Raw genomic sequence first — 16,773 nt, 5'->3', positions numbered from 1 at the left:
GGCTGAGTTCAGCCCCTGTAGTATCAGGCAGGAAAACGCTGTTGCAGCTGTTGCCAGTCTGGTGCTCCGGCGGCGCCACGGCTGGCCACCACGCAGGCGGCTACGCGGTTGGCAAGGTCGACGGCCTGCACCAGCGGCAGATCCGCGGAAAGCCCGGCTAACAACCCCGCGCAGTGGGCATCACCTGCACCGATGGTATCGACCACTTCAACCGGGTAAGCGGGCACATGCTGCGGTGCATTACGGCCATCACAAATCCAGGCACCGTCTCGATCCAGCCGACAAATCAACGTAATGTTATGCGTTGTGGCATAACGTTGCGCGGCGCTGACTGCGTCGCCCTCTCCACACAGGATTGCGACTTCGTCACGATTAAGGGTGAGCAAGGTGTGGCTGTCGCTCAGCATGGCAAAAAATTCTTCGCCCAATTGGCTGACGCGTGGGCCGGGATCCAGCAGCCGCCATTGATCGAACGGCAGGCGGGTCAGCCAGTCGCGTAGTGCTTCACCCGGCTCTCCCACCAGTTCATAACCGTTGGCATAAACCACCGTTTCCGGCGTTAGCGGCAGGGTAGTCAACTGCGCTTTATTCCACTGGGCTTCACAACCGGTTATGGTAACAAACGTACGTTCACCGTTGGGTTCCACCAACGCCAGACACCAACCGTTGTCCATCTGACCATGGCGGAGCAGCACCGGTAAATCCAACTCCTGCATGGCGGCTTCGATGGCTGCTCCCCAATCTCCGTTGCCAACCGGCATACCGTTGATCACCGGGACATCCAGGCGGCGTAGCGCCCGTGCTACGTTGAAGGCACAGCCGCCAATCTGCCGCTCTTGCGGCTGCGCTTCGATATCTTCACCGCTGGTGGGCAGCTTTGGCAGTGTGAGAACCACGTCCCCCACGGCACCGCCTACCACCAGGATCGGTTTTACTGCGACAAATTCACTCATTGACGTCCTTTTTGACTCGCCAGGTACAGGCCATAGGCAATCAGGCTGACCAGGAAGGAAACGAACAGCCCCAGGCTGGAATCAGCGAACAGGCCTTTGGCTAATGGGCCATCGATAAAGCCGGTTTTGGTCACCAGCAGCCCGCAGAACGCGCCGAGGAACCAGCAGAACAAGGGCACCTTACGCACGCCGCGGTTCTGGCCGTTCAGCCCGTACAGGGCATTACCGTCGTAACCATGATGACGGCGCACTTTAGCATAATCGAGAATGAAAATGGCCTCCCAGGCGGCAAGGAAGACCCCGCAGAACACCAGGAAGGAGATAAATGGCCCCATGAAATCGCCGGAGATAAACAGCACATAGATGGCGATACCCAGGATCACCACGGCATCAATGGAGACCGCCAGCGACTGTTTCACCTTCACTCCTAGCGTTAGCAGGTTAAGGCTGGCGGAGTAGAGGCTGAGCACGGCAATGGTGACGATACCGGCGGTTGCGGCCAACAGATAAGGGATGGCCATCCACTTTGGCAGCACCGAGCCGATTAACGCAATCGGGTTGGCGGCGCTGGCCAGATCCGGCAGTTGGACCGACAGCAAAATGCCGGTGAACATCAGCAGGATCAGCGGCAGGCAGGCACCACCTACCACGGCGGCGAAGATGCTGCTATCTGAAGATTTCGGGCTTTGATAGCGGCTGTAATCGGCCCCGGCAATCGCCCAACTGATACCGGTACCGGCGGCGATCACCGAAACGGCGGGTAGGAAACCGGTCAGCCAACTGCCGGATGGCAGTGACAGCACTTTGCCCCACTCGGTGGTGAAGACGATATACAGCACCACGATCAGCGTCATGGTGCCGAATATCCGGCTGAACCAGCTCTGCATCCAGACGACCGTGTTCTGGCCCAGCAGGCTGACCACGATGGTCAGGCCGCCAAACAGCAACAGGCTGAAGGCGGTAAGGGAGTGGCTTTCACCCAGGCCCACCGCCTGGAACAGCGCCGCCAGAGTGAGCGTACCGGTAATAACGTTCACCGCTTCCCAACCCATCAGGTTGATCCAACTGAAGGTGGTGGGGGCGATGTTGCCTTTCAGGCCAAAAATCACCCGCGATAAGGTGAGAGTGGAAGTACGGCCGCGTTTCCCGGCGAAGCTGGTATAACCCACCAAGGCAAAGCTGGCTACGCCGACCAGTGCGGCCAGGATTGACTGGATAAAGGACAGGCCGAACGCGACAATAATTGCCCCGTAGACCACGCCAAGAATGCCGATGTTGGCGGCGGACCATATCCAGAACAGTTCGAGCGGTTTACCGGTTTGCTCGGCGTCCGGTACGCGATCGATCCCGGTACTTTCTACTTTCCATGTCTCACTGCGGTTGATTTCACTCATGGTGCGATTTATTCCAGTTGTCGCAGCCTGAGGAGAGCGGCCGCGTAGGGCTCAAAATCTATGTGATTGGCGCTATTGATCGTGGCAATCCACTCCGCCGGGAAGGCGGCTATGCCGCGTAAGGCTCCGCAAATTGCCGTTGCCATGGCACCAATGGTATCGGTATCGCCACCCAGATTGGCTGCCAGGATCGCACACCGTTGTGGATCGGTGTCTGCCAGCTCAACCAGGGCTAACGCCATCGGGATTGACTCGATGGTGTCCATCCCGGCACCAACGGTGTGATAAAGCTCCGCCAATGCTTCGCTATCCTGCCGACGGCCAAGGTTAGCGGTGAATTCCAATGCCCACACCAAGCGACGGCTGAGCGAGGGGCTGAAGGTGGTGATGTGCTGCTGTTGCACCCGTTCCACCCGTGTAGGCAGCTCTTGCTTGATGGTGGCCCAATCCGCGCCTTCGATAGCCCGGCTAACGGCCCAGGCAATGACAAAAGCACCGGCTACGGCAATATCCGACTTGTGGGTCGGGCTGCATGACAGCCGAACCGCCTCGATAAATGCGGGCAAATCACCGCTTGGCAGCAGGCAACCTAACGGAGCCACACGCATGGCAGCCCCGTTGGTTACGCCGTTAGCGGTAATATCTGCCACCGGAATCCCGGCGCGGAAGGCCAACAGCGCGGCTTTGGAGCTGGGGCCGAGGATATTTTTCTCAAAGGCGCCGATCCGTTCCGCCCACAGCGTAATGTGGTGAGCGATACGTTGCGGTTCGACCCGGCCCGCGGCGGCCAGCAGCGCGTCCATTAAGGCGACTGCCTGCTGGGTATCATCGGTGTATTCCCCGGCGATAAAGCCGTTTGCGGCACTATTTTCTGCCGGGCCAGGCAGAAAGTGAGTGATCCATCCAAAATAATCACTAACCTTTTGTAACGGCCACAGTTCTGACGGCATCCCCATCGCATCGCCCACGGCTTGCCCATAAAGCGCCCCGAGTATGGCGTGGTGAGGATTTTTTATATTTTTCATTTATATGGGTGTTCCCTGGTGTTGGTGCATACCGATGTAAAACATCAGTGGGGCTAATGTTACCTGCGGAACGGATCCAATTGAAGTCCAATAGGTGAAAAATGTGACTCCAATCCAAGTCCAATGTAAGTGGATATGATGTCATTATCCTGAATGTGACAAATATGGTAAAAACGAGGCGGTAGGTAGAGAAATGCGAACACATTTGAGAAGGCAGGTCCGATGAATGATTTTATTGCCTGGCTGCGTCAGCAGTTTTCTCAGGTAACGGCGGCGCCACGTTATATCCAACTGGCGAATACCCTGGAAATTGCCATCAAACAGCGCATGCTGGCGGTGGGTGATTTTTTACCGCCGGAACGAGTGCTGGCTGAAACATTGGATTTGTCCCGCGTTACTGTCAGCAAGGCAATGAAATTGCTGGAGGAAAAGGCGCTGGTCTCACGCCAGCAGGGCATCGGCACGCGCGTGGCAATGCACATCGGTTATTCTCTCAATCAGGATAACGGCTTTACCGCACAGGTGTTGCGCAGTGGCAGCAGCGTCAGTAACCAATGGCTGTTGCGAACTACCATGCCGGCCCCTAAAGAGGTGGCCAAAGCGCTGGAGTTGGCCAGCGGTAGCATTGTCGTCAAGCTGCGCCGCCTGCGCTTGATGGATGGCAACCCGGTTTCACTGGAAACCACCTATATTCCGACCCGCTTCCTGCCCGATCCTGAAGAGCTGGAACATTCGCTGTACGCCCTGTGGCAGTCGCGCGGCATTGTGCCGGAGGGCAGGCATTTTTTGTTGAAGGCGATTGCCTGTAGTGACGAAAACGCCAGTTTGCTCAATGTGCTAAGTGGTTCGCCGCTATTACGCATTGTCCAGACCAGCCGCAATGCTCAAGGGGAAGTGCTGGAGTTCAGCGAAACGCTATGCCGCAGCGATGTGTACGAGTTTGAGGTGCATGGTTAACTAATCCGAGAAATAACCATGCTCTTTTGGTTGGGAGTGCGTATAATCGCCGCCCGGCGATAAATTAACCTGCACAAGAGCACCCGAATGAGCACTACCAGCCTGATCCAACCTGAACGTGAACTGTTCTCCTACGAGCCTTATTGGGCCGAATGTTTTGGCCCCGCGCCGTTTTTACCGATGTCGCGTGCGGAGATGGACCAATTAGGCTGGGATAGCTGCGACGTGATTGTGATCAGCGGGGACGCTTACGTCGATCACCCAAGCTTTGGCATGGCGATCGTTGGCCGCATGTTGGAGGCTCAGGGCTTCCGCGTGGGGATCATTGCCCAGCCGGACTGGAGCAACAAAGAAGACTTTATGCGTTTGGGTAAACCGAACCTGTTCTTCGGCGTGACCGCTGGCAATATGGATTCGATGATCAACCGCTATACCGCCGATCGTAAGCTACGTCATGACGATGCTTATACCGCTGGTAACCTGGGCGGTAAACGCCCGGATCGCGCCACCTTGGTCTATAGCCAGCGCTGTCGAGAAGCCTATAAAGATGTACCCGTTATTTTGGGCGGCATCGAAGCCAGCCTGCGCCGCATTGCGCATTATGATTACTGGTCGGATACCGTGCGCCGCTCGGTGCTGGTGGATTCCAAAGCCGATATGCTGATCTACGGCAACGGCGAACGCCCGCTGGTGGAGTTGGCGCATCGCCTCGCTGCGGGTGAAAAAATTCAGGATATCCACGATATCCGTAACACGGCCGTGATGCGTAAAGGGGCCATGCCGGGCTGGAGCGGGGTGGATTCCACTCGCCTGGACAAGCCGGGCCGCATTGAGCCGATCCCTAACCCTTACGGTGAAGACTTGCCCTGTGCCGATGGCAGCACGCCAGAGCCAGAGGCCAAACCCGTCACCGTGCGTGCCGCCAAGCCCAAGCCGTGGGAGAAAACCTACGTGCTGCTGCCTTCCTTCGAGAAAGTGAAGGCGGACAAGGTGCTGTATGCCCATACCTCGCGCATCCTGCACCATGAAACCAACCCTGGCTGTGCCCGTGCGCTGATGCAAAAACATGGCGATCGCTATGTGTGGATCAACCCACCGGCGATCCCGCTCAGCACGCCGGAAATGGACAGCGTGTTTGCCCTGCCCTATCAGCGAGTGCCGCATCCTTCCTATGGCGAAGAGCGCATCCCGGCCTATGACATGATCCGCTTCTCGGTGAACATCATGCGCGGCTGCTACGGCGGCTGTTCGTTCTGTTCGATCACCGAGCATGAAGGGCGCATCATCCAGAGCCGTTCAGAAGACTCGATCGTGCGGGAAATCGAAGAGATCCGCGACAAAGTGCCGGGCTTTACCGGGGTGATCTCCGACCTGGGTGGCCCAACGGCCAACATGTATATGCTGCGCTGCACCAACCCGCGTGCGGAGCAAACCTGCCGCCGTGCCTCCTGCGTGTATCCGGAAATCTGTACTTACATGGATACCAACCACGAGCCGACCATCAAGCTTTACCGGCGCGCCCGTGAGCTGGAAGGGATCAAGAAGATCCTGATCGCCTCTGGGGTGCGTTACGATCTGGCGGTGGAAGATCCGCGCTATATCAAGGAACTGGCGACCCACCACGTGGGCGGCTATCTGAAGATCGCACCGGAGCATACCGAAACGGGGCCATTATCCAAGATGATGAAGCCGGGGATGGGCAGCTACGATCGCTTCAAACAGTTGTTCGATCAGTATTCCAAGCAGGCGGGTAAAGAGCAGTATCTGATCCCTTATTTCATCTCCTCGCATCCGGGCACCCGTGATGAGGACATGGTGAATCTGGCCCTGTGGCTGAAGAAAAACCGTTTCCGTCTCGATCAGGTACAGAACTTCTACCCGTCGCCGATGGCGAACTCAACCACCATGTATTACAGCGGCAAGAACCCGTTGGGTAAGGTGGGGTATAAGAGCGAGGACGTGTTTATTCCGAAGGGCGATCGTCAGCGCCGTCTGCATAAGGCATTGCTGCGCTATCACGATCCGCTCAACTGGCCGCTGATCCGTACTGCGCTGGAAGAGATGGGGATGAAGCACCTGATTGGGGGCCGTCGTGAATGCCTGGTGCCAGCACCGAGCCTTGATGAGCAGCGCGAGGCCAGGCGCCTACAGCGGCATACCCGCCCGGCGTTGACCAAGCACACGGACATTACCCGCCAGCGCACGCCGTCCAACAAGCCACCGCGCAAGCCTATCCGCAACGGTAAGGCCTGATAGAGCAGAGAGCCCAAGTGGCTCCCTTTCTTTTATCCCCTAGAGGGGATATTCCATAAATTATCCCTTGGTGAGGATATTATTTTGTTATCCCTTTCAGGAAAGACTCTATGGAGCTAGCTATTGCCAGGCTACAAACTGTTATACGCCGCCTCGACCTTCAGCATATAGCGTGGTGCCTGCGGTGAAGGATGGTACTGGCGCACATGCCAGTGAAAGGCTTCCGGTGACAGGCTGTTGATCATGCTGATAGCTTTCTTGCGATCGCTGGAGAAGGTGCGTAGCAAGGCACCCGCGCCGTTGGCATAGGCCACTTCGGTGGCATAGCGGCGGGTAACCGGATCGTCAATCCACTTCAACTGCTGCTGTTGCAGCGCCCCGATATAGGCCGCCCCCAGGTCGATATTGGTTTCTGGATCCAACAGATCGTCATCATCAGGGCAACCGCGCTTACCTTTAAACCGATAGGCATCACAACCGGCGGTATTGGCCTTGAGCTGCATCAGGCCGATCGCATTGGAAGGGCTGACGGCCTTGGGGTTGAAGCCGGACTCAACCTGAATAATGGCGGCGATCAGCTTTTCATCGACGTTATACTCGTCGGCTGCGTCTTCGATTTCATCGTCATAGGCGTGAGGATCGTGGCTGGTCCGCTGGTGCTTGCTGGAACAGCCCGCCAACACCACCAGCATTAACACCATGCTTAAGCGCGGCAAAGATAAGAAAGAGAAGGTCATGAAACTCCAAGCTGCTGTGATCGGGTTGCTGCGCCATATCATAGCGCCAGTGCCCAATAAGATCTTGGGTTAAAAGCCAATTAACGCGATCATCACCGCTACTTGCATGAGGCTGTCAACTATAAAGCAACGGGGCCGGCAGTGCGGCCCCGCCAAGATTACAGCGAATCGGGATCCGGCCCCAGGCGGTTGCCGATATCCAGCCTGGTGATTTCGCTCAGTTCATCCTTATCCAGTTTGAAGTCAAACACCTCAAAGTTTTCACGAATGCGTGCTGGCGTGACCGATTTCGGGATCACGATCAGGCCGCTGTCCAGGTGCCAACGCACGACGATCTGTGCGGGCGTCTTGTTGTACTTCTCCGCCAGCTTCTTGATCAGCGGTTGATCGAAGACGCCTTCGCCCCCCTGGGCCAACGGGCTCCAGGATTCGGTGGCGATATGGTGCGTGGCGTTCCAGGCGCGCAACTGGCGTTGTTGCAGCAGTGGATGCAGCTCGATCTGGTTGATCACCGGTGCGACGTTGGTTTCATCCAACAGGCGTTGCAGGTGTGGCGTGTGGAAATTGCAGACGCCAATGCTTTTCACCAGCCCTTGCTCACGCAGTTTGATCAAACCGCGCCAGGCGTCGACATAGTGATCCTGTGCCGGTTTCGGCCAGTGGATCAGATAGAGATCGACGTAATCAAGCTGCAGCTTTTTCAGGCTGGTTTCCAGCGCGGCCTGTGGGTCGCCCTGATCGTCGTTCCACAGCTTGGTGGTGATAAACAGCTCTTCACGCGGAATGCTGGTGGATTGCAGTGCGGCACCCACCCCTTCCTCGTTTTTGTAGATGGCGGCGGTATCGATGGAGCGATATCCGACTTCCAGTGCCTTGGTAACGGCTTGGGTGGTTTCTTCAATGCTGGCTTGCCATACGCCGAGACCCAACTGCGGCATCAGATTACCATCGTGGAGTTTGATGATGGGTTGCATGCGCTATCTCCTTATGACTACTTCCAGGCCAAGGCCTGTTTACATGAATTTTAGTTCGCAACCTCAGTGTTTGCCGTGTTTGCGAACTCAAGCGTGCATATCCAGTACGATACGGTAACGGGCCTTGCCCGCTTCCAGATGCGCGATGGCATCGTTGACCTTGCTCAGTGGAAAATGCTCCACCTGCGGCTCGATGTCGTGCCGGGCGCAGAACGCCAGCATGTCGGCCAGACGGGAAGGGGCACCGGTAGGCGAAGCCGAAAGCTCGGCCTGTTTGCTGATAAACGAGAATACCTGAACCGGTACCGGGTCTGGGATCGCTCCAACGAAGTGCAGTCTGCCTTTCGGAGCCAGGGTGCCGATAAAGGCGTCCCAATCCAGCGAGGCGCTGGCGGTCACCAGAATAAAGTCGAGCTGATTGGCGATGGCTTGCAACGCGGCGCTGTCGTTGCTGGCGACTACGCGGTGTGCGCCTAGCGCAAGCGCTTCGTCCCGCTTGCTGTTGGACGAGGTGAAAGCGGTGACTTCACAGCCCCAGGCGTTCATAAAACGGATCGCCATATGGCCCAGGCCGCCGATGCCGACCACGCCAACGCGCTGGGTCGGGCGTACGTCGTATTGTAATAACGGGTTGAAGACCGTGATCCCGCCGCAGAACAGTGGCCCGGCGCTGGTGACGTCGACGCCTTCCGGCAGAGGGATCGCCCAGGCCCAGTGGCTGCGGATGCGATCGGCAAAGCCACCGTGGCGGCCAATAATGGTTGGCTGCACTTCGTTGCACAGATGCTGATCGCCGGACATACAAGGATGGCAGTGCATACAGCTACCACGGTTCCAGCCAACGCCCACCACCTGGCCCACCTTCAGCCCTTTGTTCTGCGCATGGGCACCAAGTTTGGTGACTTTGCCCACGACTTCATGGCCGGGCACGAACGGGTAGTGGGTCATGCCCCATTCGTTATTGAGCATGGAGAGGTCGGAGTGGCAGACGCCGCAGTAATCGATGGCGACTTCAATCTCATCGTCGCCCAAGGCACCGGCGTCGAAGGTAAAGGGTTCTAGCGGCTGTCCCTTGCCGGGCGCGGCCCAGGCACGTATGTGATTGTCGGATGCGGGGCTGGAATGGTTCGCCATAAAATTCTCCCATGGGTTAACGAGACGATGTTATGCGATGCGATCGAAAGCGCGGATAAGGCGCAGAACCGTGCCCGATGATCGGTCGGGCACGGTAAGTAGAAACTAAAGCCTAGCAGGAAACTGTGATGTTGCGATGAATTAACGTGCCGCCTGGTAAATGCGTTGGCTGACTTCCAGCGTAATGTCCTGATGCTCACCCAATGCGGTCATGCCGTGCTGATGCAGTTTGTCGAGCAGCGCAGGGATGGAGCTGCCGTCGAGCTGGTAATCAGACAGACGGGTTGGCACCCCCATTTGTTCAAAGAAGGCACGGGTGGCGGCAATTGCACCGTCGATACGGCTTTCTTCGGAACCTTCACGCAGGCCCCAGACGCGATCGGCGTATTGCAGCAGTTTTTCGCGCTTCTGGGCTTTCTTCTCTTCCAGCAGGGCTGGCAGGACGACGGCCAGGGTTTGCGCATGATCCAGACCGTGCATGGCGGTCAGTTCATGGCCGAGCATATGCGTTGCCCAGTCCTGTGGCACACCGGCACCGATCAGGCCGTTCAGGGCCATGGTGGCGCTCCACATCACGTTGGCACGTACCGCGTAGTTTTCCGGCTCTGCCAGTGCACGTGGGCCATCTTCCAGCAGCGTCAGCAGCAGGCCTTCGGCAAAGCGATCCTGCACCTTGGCATCGACCGGGTAAGTCAGGTATTGCTCGATGGTGTGGACAAAGGCGTCCACGACGCCGTTGGCGATCTGGCGTGGTGGCAGTGAGTAGGTCACTACCGGATCCAGTACGGCGAACAGCGGCTGTACCCGCGGGGAGAAGAAGTGTTGTTTGTCACCGCTGCTCTTACGGGTGATCACCGCACCGCTGTTGGATTCGGAACCGGTCGCTGGCAGGGTCAGTACGCAGCCCATTGGTACCGCGCTGACAATCTCGCTGCCCACGGTTTTCAGGATATGCCAAGGATCGCGATCCGCCTGGTAATCGGCTGCCGCTGCGATAAATTTGGTGCCATCAACTACCGAGCCACCGCCTACCGCCAGCAGGAAGTCGATCTTTTCTGCCCGCACAATTTCAACCGCTTTCATCAGGGTTTCATAGGTCGGGTTCGGTTCGATACCGGAGAACTCCTGCACGTTGCGGCCAGCCAGCGCGGAATACACCTGATCCAGCACGCCATTCTTCTTCACGCTGCCACCGCCATAGGTGATCAGGATGCGGGCGTCCGCCGGGATTTGTTTGCCTAATTCGGCAATCTGGTCTTTACCAAACAGGATTTTGGTTGGGGTATGGAGGATGAAGTTTTGCATGCTTGTACTCTCTATTGGCATCAGGGAAGCGCCAGAAGCGCAAAAATAACTGGAGTCTATTGTCAGTAACCTGGCCCGATCGCACAATGCACATTTCTGCCGGTGTCTTGCCTATTCCTACACTACACTGTAGAAAATGCATCTTTATGGTTATTATCCGTGTCGAATTATTCACACGACTAGAGGGCTTGCCGATGGAGAACGTAGAACTGCGCAGTCGTATGGCGCAACAGGCGCTGCGCTTTGCCGCCGCCAAAGGCTATAGCTCAACGTCTGTACCGATGGTGAAGGTTCTGTATGTCGACGAGTATTGCCCGCGTCAGCCGGTGATGTATGAGCCCGGTATTGTGATCATCTTTCAGGGCCATAAAGTGGGCTACTGCGGCAGCAAGATGTTTCAATACGATCCGAGCAATTATCTACTGATGACGGTATCGCTGCCGTTTGAGTGTGAAACCTTTGCCAGCCCGGAACAGCCGCTGGTGGGGCTGGCGGTCAATATCGACACCCAAATGCTACAGGATCTGCTGATTGATATCGGTGATGACGATTACTTAATGCAGCCCAGGGGCGAAAGCAGTGGTGTAAACCTCTCACCGCTTAGCGATGAAATGCTGTGTGCAACCGAACGTCTGCTGGATGTGATGGAGAAACCACTGGATGCCCGGGTGCTGGGGCCGCAGATTGTGCGCGAGCTGCTGTATTATGTATTGCGTGGCAGTTGCGGTGCTTCGTTGCAGGAACTGGTTAACCGGCATACCCATTTTAGCCAGATCGCCAAGGCATTACGGCGGATTGAAAACCAGTATGCGGAGAACCTCAACGTCGAGCAGTTGGCGTATGAGGTGAACATGAGCGTATCGGCGTTTCATCATAACTTCAAGGCGGTGACCAACACCTCGCCATTGCAGTATGTGAAGTCCTATCGCCTGCACAAGGCGCGTTTGCTGATGGTGCATGATGGTCTGAAGGCCAGCACGGCGGCGATCCGCGTGGGCTATGAGAGTGCTTCGCAGTTCAGCCGCGAGTTTAAACGGCTGTTTGGCACCACGCCGAGCGATGAGATCGCCCGGCTGCGGGACAATAGCGTATTAATGCAGGGTTAACGCGTCAGCACGATTTTGCCGAACGCGCCGCGATCGAGGTGATCGAGCGCCGCTGGCAATTGATCGAAACGGTACCGCTGGTCGATGACGGGTTTGATACCGTTGGTGTCGACCGCACGCACCAGATCTTCCAGTGCTCGGCGGTGGCCTACGCCGATGCCCTGGATCTGAGGAGACTTCAGCAGCAACAGGCTAGCGGGGATGGCAATATCAAAGCCCTCCAGCACGCCAATGACCGAGATACGGCCATGTGTCGCCACGGCGCGTAGTGAGTTGACCAGATTGCTGCCGCCGACGGTTTCGACAATATGATCGATACCGCGATCCTGCGTCAGTGAGTATATCGATTCCACCCAATCCTCTTGCAGGCGGTGAATGCCGTGATCGGCACCTAACGCTTTGGCACGCTGCAGCTTCTCTTCGCTGCCGGAGGTGATAAAGACCTGTGCCCCGTGGGCTTTGGCAATCTGCAGCGCAAATAGCGCAACGCCACCGGTGCCTTGTACCAGCACCGACTCTCCCGCACGCAAATGGCCACGCTCAACCAGTGCGAACCAGGCTGTCAGCCCGGCGCAGGGCAGGGTACTGGCCTGGGCATCGTCCAAGGTTGTGGGTGACGCGCTTAGCCAGGCTTCATCGACTACGACATATTCGGCCAGCATCCCCTGATAAAAACCGCCTAGCGAATGATAAGGTGGGGTGCGGGCATCGCCGTTAGGTTTTCCATCGATCCAGTCGGGGTTGAAAGTCGAGATCACCCGATCGCCAGGACGAAAACGTGTGCTGCCACTGCCTACCTCATCCACCACGCCAGCCATATCCGAGGCAGGGGTAAACGGCAGCGGCAGATCCAGTGGCATGGTGCCTTCGATCACCATCTTATCGCGGTAGTTCAGCGCCACGGCGTTCACTTTCACCCGCACCTGATGCGGGCCGGGTTGTGGAATGGCGCTTTCGGTTAATTGCAGATGTTCACGCCCTACGGCATTCATCGTCCAATGTTGCATGGTTTCGGCCATGATGTACTCCAGATTGATTGACTGTGTCTGGAGATAATAGCGTTGATTTAAAATCGCCAGTGGCGATAAGATTTCCCAGGATTGATTCCTAAAAGGATACAAAAGATGAACGATCGATTAAGCGGCATCTCGGTACTGGTTAGCGTGGTGGAGGCGGGCAGCTTTGCGCTGGCAGCCAGCAGGCTGCATCTTTCCCGTTCGGCGGTGGGGAAAACCATCGCTCGGTTAGAACAGCGGCTGGGCGTGCGGCTCTTTCATCGAACCACCCGCAGCCTGAGCCTGACCGACGATGGTGCGCTGTTTTATGAGCGTTGCCTGCGGGCGCTGGAGGAGATCCGCACCGCCGAGAGCCTGCTGGAAAGCGGCAAGCAGCAGGTTAGTGGCCGTTTACGGGTTTCTATGCCGGTGCTGGTTGGCCGCATGTATATCGCCCCGGTGTTAACCGGGTTGGCGCGAGAACATCCCGGGTTGGAACTCGATCTGTCGTTCAGCGATCGGGTGATGAATCTGGTTGAGGAGGGGTTCGATCTGGCGGTGCGTAATGGTTCTTTGCCAGACAGCGCCGGGTTGGTGGCGCGAAAGTTGGGGGACAATCGTATGACCTTGTGTGCTTCACCGGATTATCTGGCCCGTTGCGGTACGCCGGACAACGTTGACGATCTGGCACGGCACGACGCTATCTGTTACCGCTATGCCCAGGCGATCCGCAGTTGGTTGATCCCGCAGGCGGACGGCACAACCCGGGAGGTCATGCCAAAAACACGTTTATTGATGGACGATTTGCAGGCGGTTGCCGATGCGGCAGTGGCCGGTTTTGGTATTGCCTGGCTGCCATGTTGGTTAATCCGCGAGCCATTAATGCAAGGCCATTTGCAACGGGTCTTGGGGGCAGTGCCGGGGGAAGCTTTTGAGATGCATGCCGTCTGGCCACTAACGCCGCATTTACCCTTGAAAGTGCGGCTGGCGGTGGATGCGTTGGTCAGTCAACTGCCTGTTCGGATGACGCTATAGCCGTGACATCCGCTTCAAGCCGCGCGCTTTTTGCGCCAAATGACCAGCATTACGCCCAACAGTCCAGCAACCAGCAGCACCATTGGCAGGATCATCAGCCCGGCCATCACCTGATCTTCGTGGCGTTTGACCAACGGGATTTGGCTAAAGGCATAGCCCAGTGTGACCACAGAACCTACCCACAGCAAGCCGCTGAGCCAGTTAAATATCTGGAAACGGGCGCTATTGAGGCCAGAGATCCCGGCCATGGTGGGCAACAGGGTGCGGACAAATGCCAAAAACCGACCAATCAGCAGCGCCATCAAACCGTGGCGGTTAAACAACATGTGTGCTCGTTGATGGTACTGAGCCGGCAACTGTAGCAACCAGCCTTTCACCACCGAGGTGTGGCCGAGCCATCGCCCTTGCAGATAGCTGAGCCAACAGCCGAGGCTGGCGGCAATCGTCAGAATAATCAGCGTGGGGATAAAGCTCATCACGCCTTTGGCAATCAAGGCACCGGCCAACAGCAGCAGGCTATCGCCGGGTAGGAAGGAGGCGGGCAATAAGCCGTTTTCCAAAAATAAAGTGGTAAAAAGGACGGCATAAACCACCCAAATCACGCTGGGATCGGCAAGTGCAGTAAAATCCTGCGTCCACAGTGCGTGAACAATCTCTCTTAATACATCCATTATTTGTCCTGGGGTGCCTGGGCTCACTTTCTATAGGCTACCGTGCTTTTATAGCCATGCTCACGAATGAATTTAGGACATGCACATGAGGCACACCCTGGAGCACAGCTATAGTGTACCGCTATTGGCTTAAGCGGACATTAAACAGAACAAAGAAATGTGTCAAAGGCTGTAAACTCGGAAAATATACAGGTGACCGGTGGTTTGCCCAAGCCAATATACCGTATTACATGCCCCCTCACGCTAACCCAAAGGGAGAGGGGACCGAATGTGCCACAGGTTGACTCCTGTACCAGCTCGCGACTCAGGACTGGCCTCCTCTCCCTCAACAAGTGTCCATGATAGCTCCGGCCTGTGCATTGGGAGAGGGCTGGGGTGAGGGGAATAGGGGGGGGGTTGTTAGTATTTTGGGTGAGCAATGTTATGCCTAAGTAGGGCACAAACCCTGATAGTGACTGAGGTTGTATCATTTTTTACCTGCCGAAACATTATTGCGTAAATAATAATGATAACTACTATCAATCCCTGATTGGTTTGATATGATCGCACGCTGAATTCTTCCTTAAATGTTGAAATGGGTGGAGGCACAGCGTGAAAACGGCTGGCAAAATGACAAATCAAAGTGCTCAGGGCGCAGGCCGTGGGCTATGGGGCGCATTGGGGCGCAGCGTGATCGCCTCACTGGTGTTGGTGGTGGGGTTGGCGGGTAACGCTCAGGCGGCACCGGCCACTGCACCAGCAGTTGCTGAAAGCGTTGCTGCGGCAACGGCACCGGCTACGCCAACCGCGGTGACCCCGCTGGCGAGCACCCCGGAAAATATTACCCCGGTGAATCCTGAACCGACTATCCAACCGCCAGAAACTCGCGGCATGGACCTCTCCGTCTGGGGTATGTACCAGCACGCCGATATCGTGGTGAAAATCGTGATGATTGGTCTGGTGCTGGCATCTATCGTCACCTGGACCATTTTGTTTGCCAAAGGCAGTGAGCTGTTCCGTTCCAAACGCCGTCTGCGCCGTGAGCAACTGGCGCTGGCCGATGTGCGTTCACTGGATGATGCCTCTGAACTGGCACAAAGCTTCTCGGAAGAGAGCATCAGTGCGGTGCTGCTGCAAGATGCGCAGAACGAGCTGGAATTGTCGGCGGCATCCAACGACAACAACGGGATTAAAGAGCGTACCGGTTTCCGTCTGGAACGTCGCGTAGCGGCTTATGGGCGTCAACTGGGGCGTGGCAATGGCTTCCTGGCAACCATTGGTGCCATCTCACCGTTTGTCGGCCTGTTCGGCACCGTGTGGGGCATCATGAACAGCTTTATCGGTATCGCCCACTCGCAAACTACCAACCTGGCGGTCGTTGCGCCGGGCATTGCGGAAGCCCTGCTGGCCACCGCACTCGGTCTGGTTGCGGCCATTCCCGCTGTGGTGATCTACAATATCTTTGCTCGCGTTATCGGCGGCCACCGTGCTCAGGTGGGTGATGTGGCGGCACAGGTTCTGCTGCTGTTGGGCCGCGATCTGGATCTGGCGGCTTCGGCCGACGCCAAACGTTCCCAGCATGCGCATCAACTGCGGGTGGGGTGAGTTATGGCGATGCGCTTAAATGAAGATCTGGACGACAGCGGCGAACTGCATGAAATCAACGTGACGCCGTTTATCGACGTCATGCTGGTGCTGTTGATCATCTTTATGGTGGCTGCGCCGCTGGCGACGGTAGATATTCGTGTCGATCTGCCCGCTTCTACCGCTAAACCACAGCCGCGTCCGGAAAAACCGGTGTTCCTGTCGGTGAAGGCAGACAAGCAGCTTTATGTTGGTGATGAGCCGGTGACGGCGGAACAGCTGACGGCGGTGCTGGATCAACGCACGCAGTCGAATAAAGAAACCACCATCTTCTTCCAGGCGGACAAGACCGTAGACTATGAAACGCTGATGAGCGTGATGGATACGCTACGCAAAGCCGGTTACCTGAAAGTGGGGCTGGTAGGGATGGAAGGCGTGGCCAAGTAACGCTTAATCTCGCGGTTGAAAACATCCTGAGGGGCTAATTATTAGCCCCTTTGCCTTATCTAGGTTTCAACCTTAAAGTCCTCACGACTTGGTAGTCGGAATCACAGTACCTGCTTTTATTCAACGCCAGTAGTGGCTATAAAATGCACCGTAGGTTGAGAGGTGCTTGGTATCGTTTTTTTTGCTGAAAGCCTGGTATACCTCAATTGATAATGATAATCTTT

General features: G+C 56.6%; 15 protein-coding genes. 6 read left to right on the top strand and 9 right to left on the bottom strand.

Features of this window, described 5'->3' with window-relative positions:
- Positions 1–23: 23 nt before the first annotated feature.
- The 3 genes from ACRDCA_RS22285 to ACRDCA_RS22275 are packed head-to-tail and all read right to left on the bottom strand — an operon-like array spanning position 24 to position 3,372.
- The gene (locus ACRDCA_RS22285) at positions 24–953 is read right to left on the bottom strand and encodes a PfkB family carbohydrate kinase (protein WP_438691474.1); all 930 of its coding nucleotides are present in this window, start codon (positions 951–953) and stop codon (positions 24–26) included.
- Complete coding sequence (locus ACRDCA_RS22280) at positions 950–2,347, bottom strand: purine-cytosine permease family protein (protein ID WP_438691473.1); 1,398 nt, start codon at positions 2,345–2,347, stop codon at positions 950–952. Before ACRDCA_RS22280 ends, ACRDCA_RS22285 begins: the two co-directional genes overlap by 4 nt.
- Positions 2,348–2,355: 8 nt before the next feature.
- The gene (locus tag ACRDCA_RS22275; RefSeq protein ID WP_438691472.1) at positions 2,356–3,372 is read right to left on the bottom strand and encodes an ADP-ribosylglycohydrolase family protein; all 1,017 of its coding nucleotides are present in this window, start codon (positions 3,370–3,372) and stop codon (positions 2,356–2,358) included.
- Between the two features lie 222 nt (positions 3,373–3,594).
- Here ACRDCA_RS22275 and ACRDCA_RS22270 point away from each other — a divergent pair, with 222 nt between their 5' ends.
- Positions 3,595–4,329, top strand: coding sequence for a GntR family transcriptional regulator (locus ACRDCA_RS22270; RefSeq protein ID WP_438691471.1), 735 nt, complete (start codon positions 3,595–3,597; stop codon positions 4,327–4,329).
- Between the two features lie 87 nt (positions 4,330–4,416).
- Positions 4,417–6,582, top strand: a complete 2,166-nt coding sequence (locus ACRDCA_RS22265) for a YgiQ family radical SAM protein (RefSeq protein WP_438691470.1) — start codon at positions 4,417–4,419, stop codon at positions 6,580–6,582.
- A gap of 131 nt (positions 6,583–6,713) precedes the next feature.
- On the opposite strand, the gene ACRDCA_RS22260 is transcribed toward ACRDCA_RS22265, so the two are convergent.
- The 4 genes from ACRDCA_RS22260 to yqhD form a co-directional block, all read right to left on the bottom strand.
- Entirely contained in the window at positions 6,714–7,319 is a 606-nt protein-coding gene (locus ACRDCA_RS22260) for a transglycosylase SLT domain-containing protein (RefSeq protein ID WP_438691469.1), read from the bottom strand.
- A 158-nt stretch (positions 7,320–7,477) separates the two neighbouring features.
- Positions 7,478–8,293, bottom strand: coding sequence for a 2,5-didehydrogluconate reductase DkgA (dkgA, locus tag ACRDCA_RS22255; RefSeq protein WP_438691468.1), 816 nt, complete (start codon positions 8,291–8,293; stop codon positions 7,478–7,480).
- A gap of 87 nt (positions 8,294–8,380) precedes the next feature.
- Positions 8,381–9,427: an NADPH-dependent aldehyde reductase Ahr gene (gene ahr / locus ACRDCA_RS22250; protein ID WP_438691467.1), complete on the bottom strand. Its 1,047-nt coding sequence runs from the start codon at positions 9,425–9,427 to the stop codon at positions 8,381–8,383.
- Positions 9,428–9,568: 141 nt separating this feature from the next.
- A complete protein-coding gene (gene yqhD, locus ACRDCA_RS22245) occupies positions 9,569–10,732 on the bottom strand; it encodes an alcohol dehydrogenase (protein ID WP_438691466.1) in 1,164 nt (387 codons plus the stop codon).
- A 221-nt stretch (positions 10,733–10,953) separates the two neighbouring features.
- Between yqhD and ACRDCA_RS22240 the strand changes: the two genes are divergently transcribed.
- A complete protein-coding gene (locus ACRDCA_RS22240; protein WP_438691570.1) occupies positions 10,954–11,838 on the top strand; it encodes an AraC family transcriptional regulator in 885 nt (294 codons plus the stop codon).
- Here the strand turns inward: ACRDCA_RS22240 and ACRDCA_RS22235 are convergent.
- Positions 11,835–12,857, bottom strand: coding sequence for a zinc-dependent alcohol dehydrogenase family protein (locus ACRDCA_RS22235; protein ID WP_438691465.1), 1,023 nt, complete (start codon positions 12,855–12,857; stop codon positions 11,835–11,837). The two genes, ACRDCA_RS22240 and ACRDCA_RS22235, sit on opposite strands and share 4 nt — an antisense overlap.
- Positions 12,858–12,962: 105 nt before the next feature.
- Between ACRDCA_RS22235 and ACRDCA_RS22230 the strand changes: the two genes are divergently transcribed.
- On the top strand, positions 12,963–13,868 hold the full coding sequence (locus tag ACRDCA_RS22230) for a LysR substrate-binding domain-containing protein (RefSeq protein ID WP_438691464.1): 906 nt from the start codon (positions 12,963–12,965) through the stop codon (positions 13,866–13,868).
- Between the two features lie 14 nt (positions 13,869–13,882).
- On the opposite strand, the gene ACRDCA_RS22225 is transcribed toward ACRDCA_RS22230, so the two are convergent.
- Entirely contained in the window at positions 13,883–14,539 is a 657-nt protein-coding gene (locus ACRDCA_RS22225) for a DedA family protein (protein WP_438691463.1), read from the bottom strand.
- 591 nt (positions 14,540–15,130) lie between these two features.
- On the opposite strand from ACRDCA_RS22225, the gene exbB reads away from it, so the two are divergent.
- The gene (gene exbB / locus ACRDCA_RS22220) at positions 15,131–16,123 is read left to right on the top strand and encodes a tol-pal system-associated acyl-CoA thioesterase (RefSeq protein WP_438691462.1); all 993 of its coding nucleotides are present in this window, start codon (positions 15,131–15,133) and stop codon (positions 16,121–16,123) included.
- A gap of 3 nt (positions 16,124–16,126) precedes the next feature.
- Positions 16,127–16,549 (top strand): TonB system transport protein ExbD, encoded by a 423-nt coding sequence (gene exbD, locus ACRDCA_RS22215; protein ID WP_025119906.1) that lies wholly within the window; start codon positions 16,127–16,129, stop codon positions 16,547–16,549.
- Positions 16,550–16,773: the final 224 nt, after the last annotated feature.

The sequence above is a fragment of the Serratia sp. (in: enterobacteria) genome (assembly GCF_051654945.1).
GTDB lineage: Bacteria > Pseudomonadota > Gammaproteobacteria > Enterobacterales > Enterobacteriaceae > Chania.
Note: the sequence above shows the minus strand (reverse complement) of the source record. Positions and strands in the feature narration are given on the sequence as shown.

Bases quoted from the DNA above. Each gene is read 5' to 3' on its own strand.
- ACRDCA_RS22240 (WP_438691570.1), top strand. From the start codon at position 10,954: ATGGCGCAACAGGCGCTGCGCTTTGCCGCCGCCAAAGGCTATAGCTCA.
- ahr (WP_438691467.1), bottom strand. From the start codon at position 9,427: ATGGCGAACCATTCCAGCCCCGCATCCGACAATCACATACGTGCCTGG.
- ACRDCA_RS22225 (WP_438691463.1), bottom strand. From the start codon at position 14,539: ATGGATGTATTAAGAGAGATTGTTCACGCACTGTGGACGCAGGATTTT.
- ACRDCA_RS22230 (WP_438691464.1), top strand. From the start codon at position 12,963: ATGAACGATCGATTAAGCGGCATCTCGGTACTGGTTAGCGTGGTGGAG.
- dkgA (WP_438691468.1), bottom strand. From the start codon at position 8,293: ATGCAACCCATCATCAAACTCCACGATGGTAATCTGATGCCGCAGTTG.
- ACRDCA_RS22265 (WP_438691470.1), top strand. From the start codon at position 4,417: ATGAGCACTACCAGCCTGATCCAACCTGAACGTGAACTGTTCTCCTAC.
- ACRDCA_RS22280 (WP_438691473.1), bottom strand. From the start codon at position 2,347: ATGAGTGAAATCAACCGCAGTGAGACATGGAAAGTAGAAAGTACCGGG.
- ACRDCA_RS22285 (WP_438691474.1), bottom strand. From the start codon at position 953: ATGAGTGAATTTGTCGCAGTAAAACCGATCCTGGTGGTAGGCGGTGCC.
- ACRDCA_RS22235 (WP_438691465.1), bottom strand. From the start codon at position 12,857: ATGGCCGAAACCATGCAACATTGGACGATGAATGCCGTAGGGCGTGAA.
- ACRDCA_RS22270 (WP_438691471.1), top strand. From the start codon at position 3,595: ATGAATGATTTTATTGCCTGGCTGCGTCAGCAGTTTTCTCAGGTAACG.
- ACRDCA_RS22275 (WP_438691472.1), bottom strand. From the start codon at position 3,372: ATGAAAAATATAAAAAATCCTCACCACGCCATACTCGGGGCGCTTTAT.
- ACRDCA_RS22260 (WP_438691469.1), bottom strand. From the start codon at position 7,319: ATGACCTTCTCTTTCTTATCTTTGCCGCGCTTAAGCATGGTGTTAATG.
- exbD (WP_025119906.1), top strand. From the start codon at position 16,127: ATGGCGATGCGCTTAAATGAAGATCTGGACGACAGCGGCGAACTGCAT.
- yqhD (WP_438691466.1), bottom strand. From the start codon at position 10,732: ATGCAAAACTTCATCCTCCATACCCCAACCAAAATCCTGTTTGGTAAA.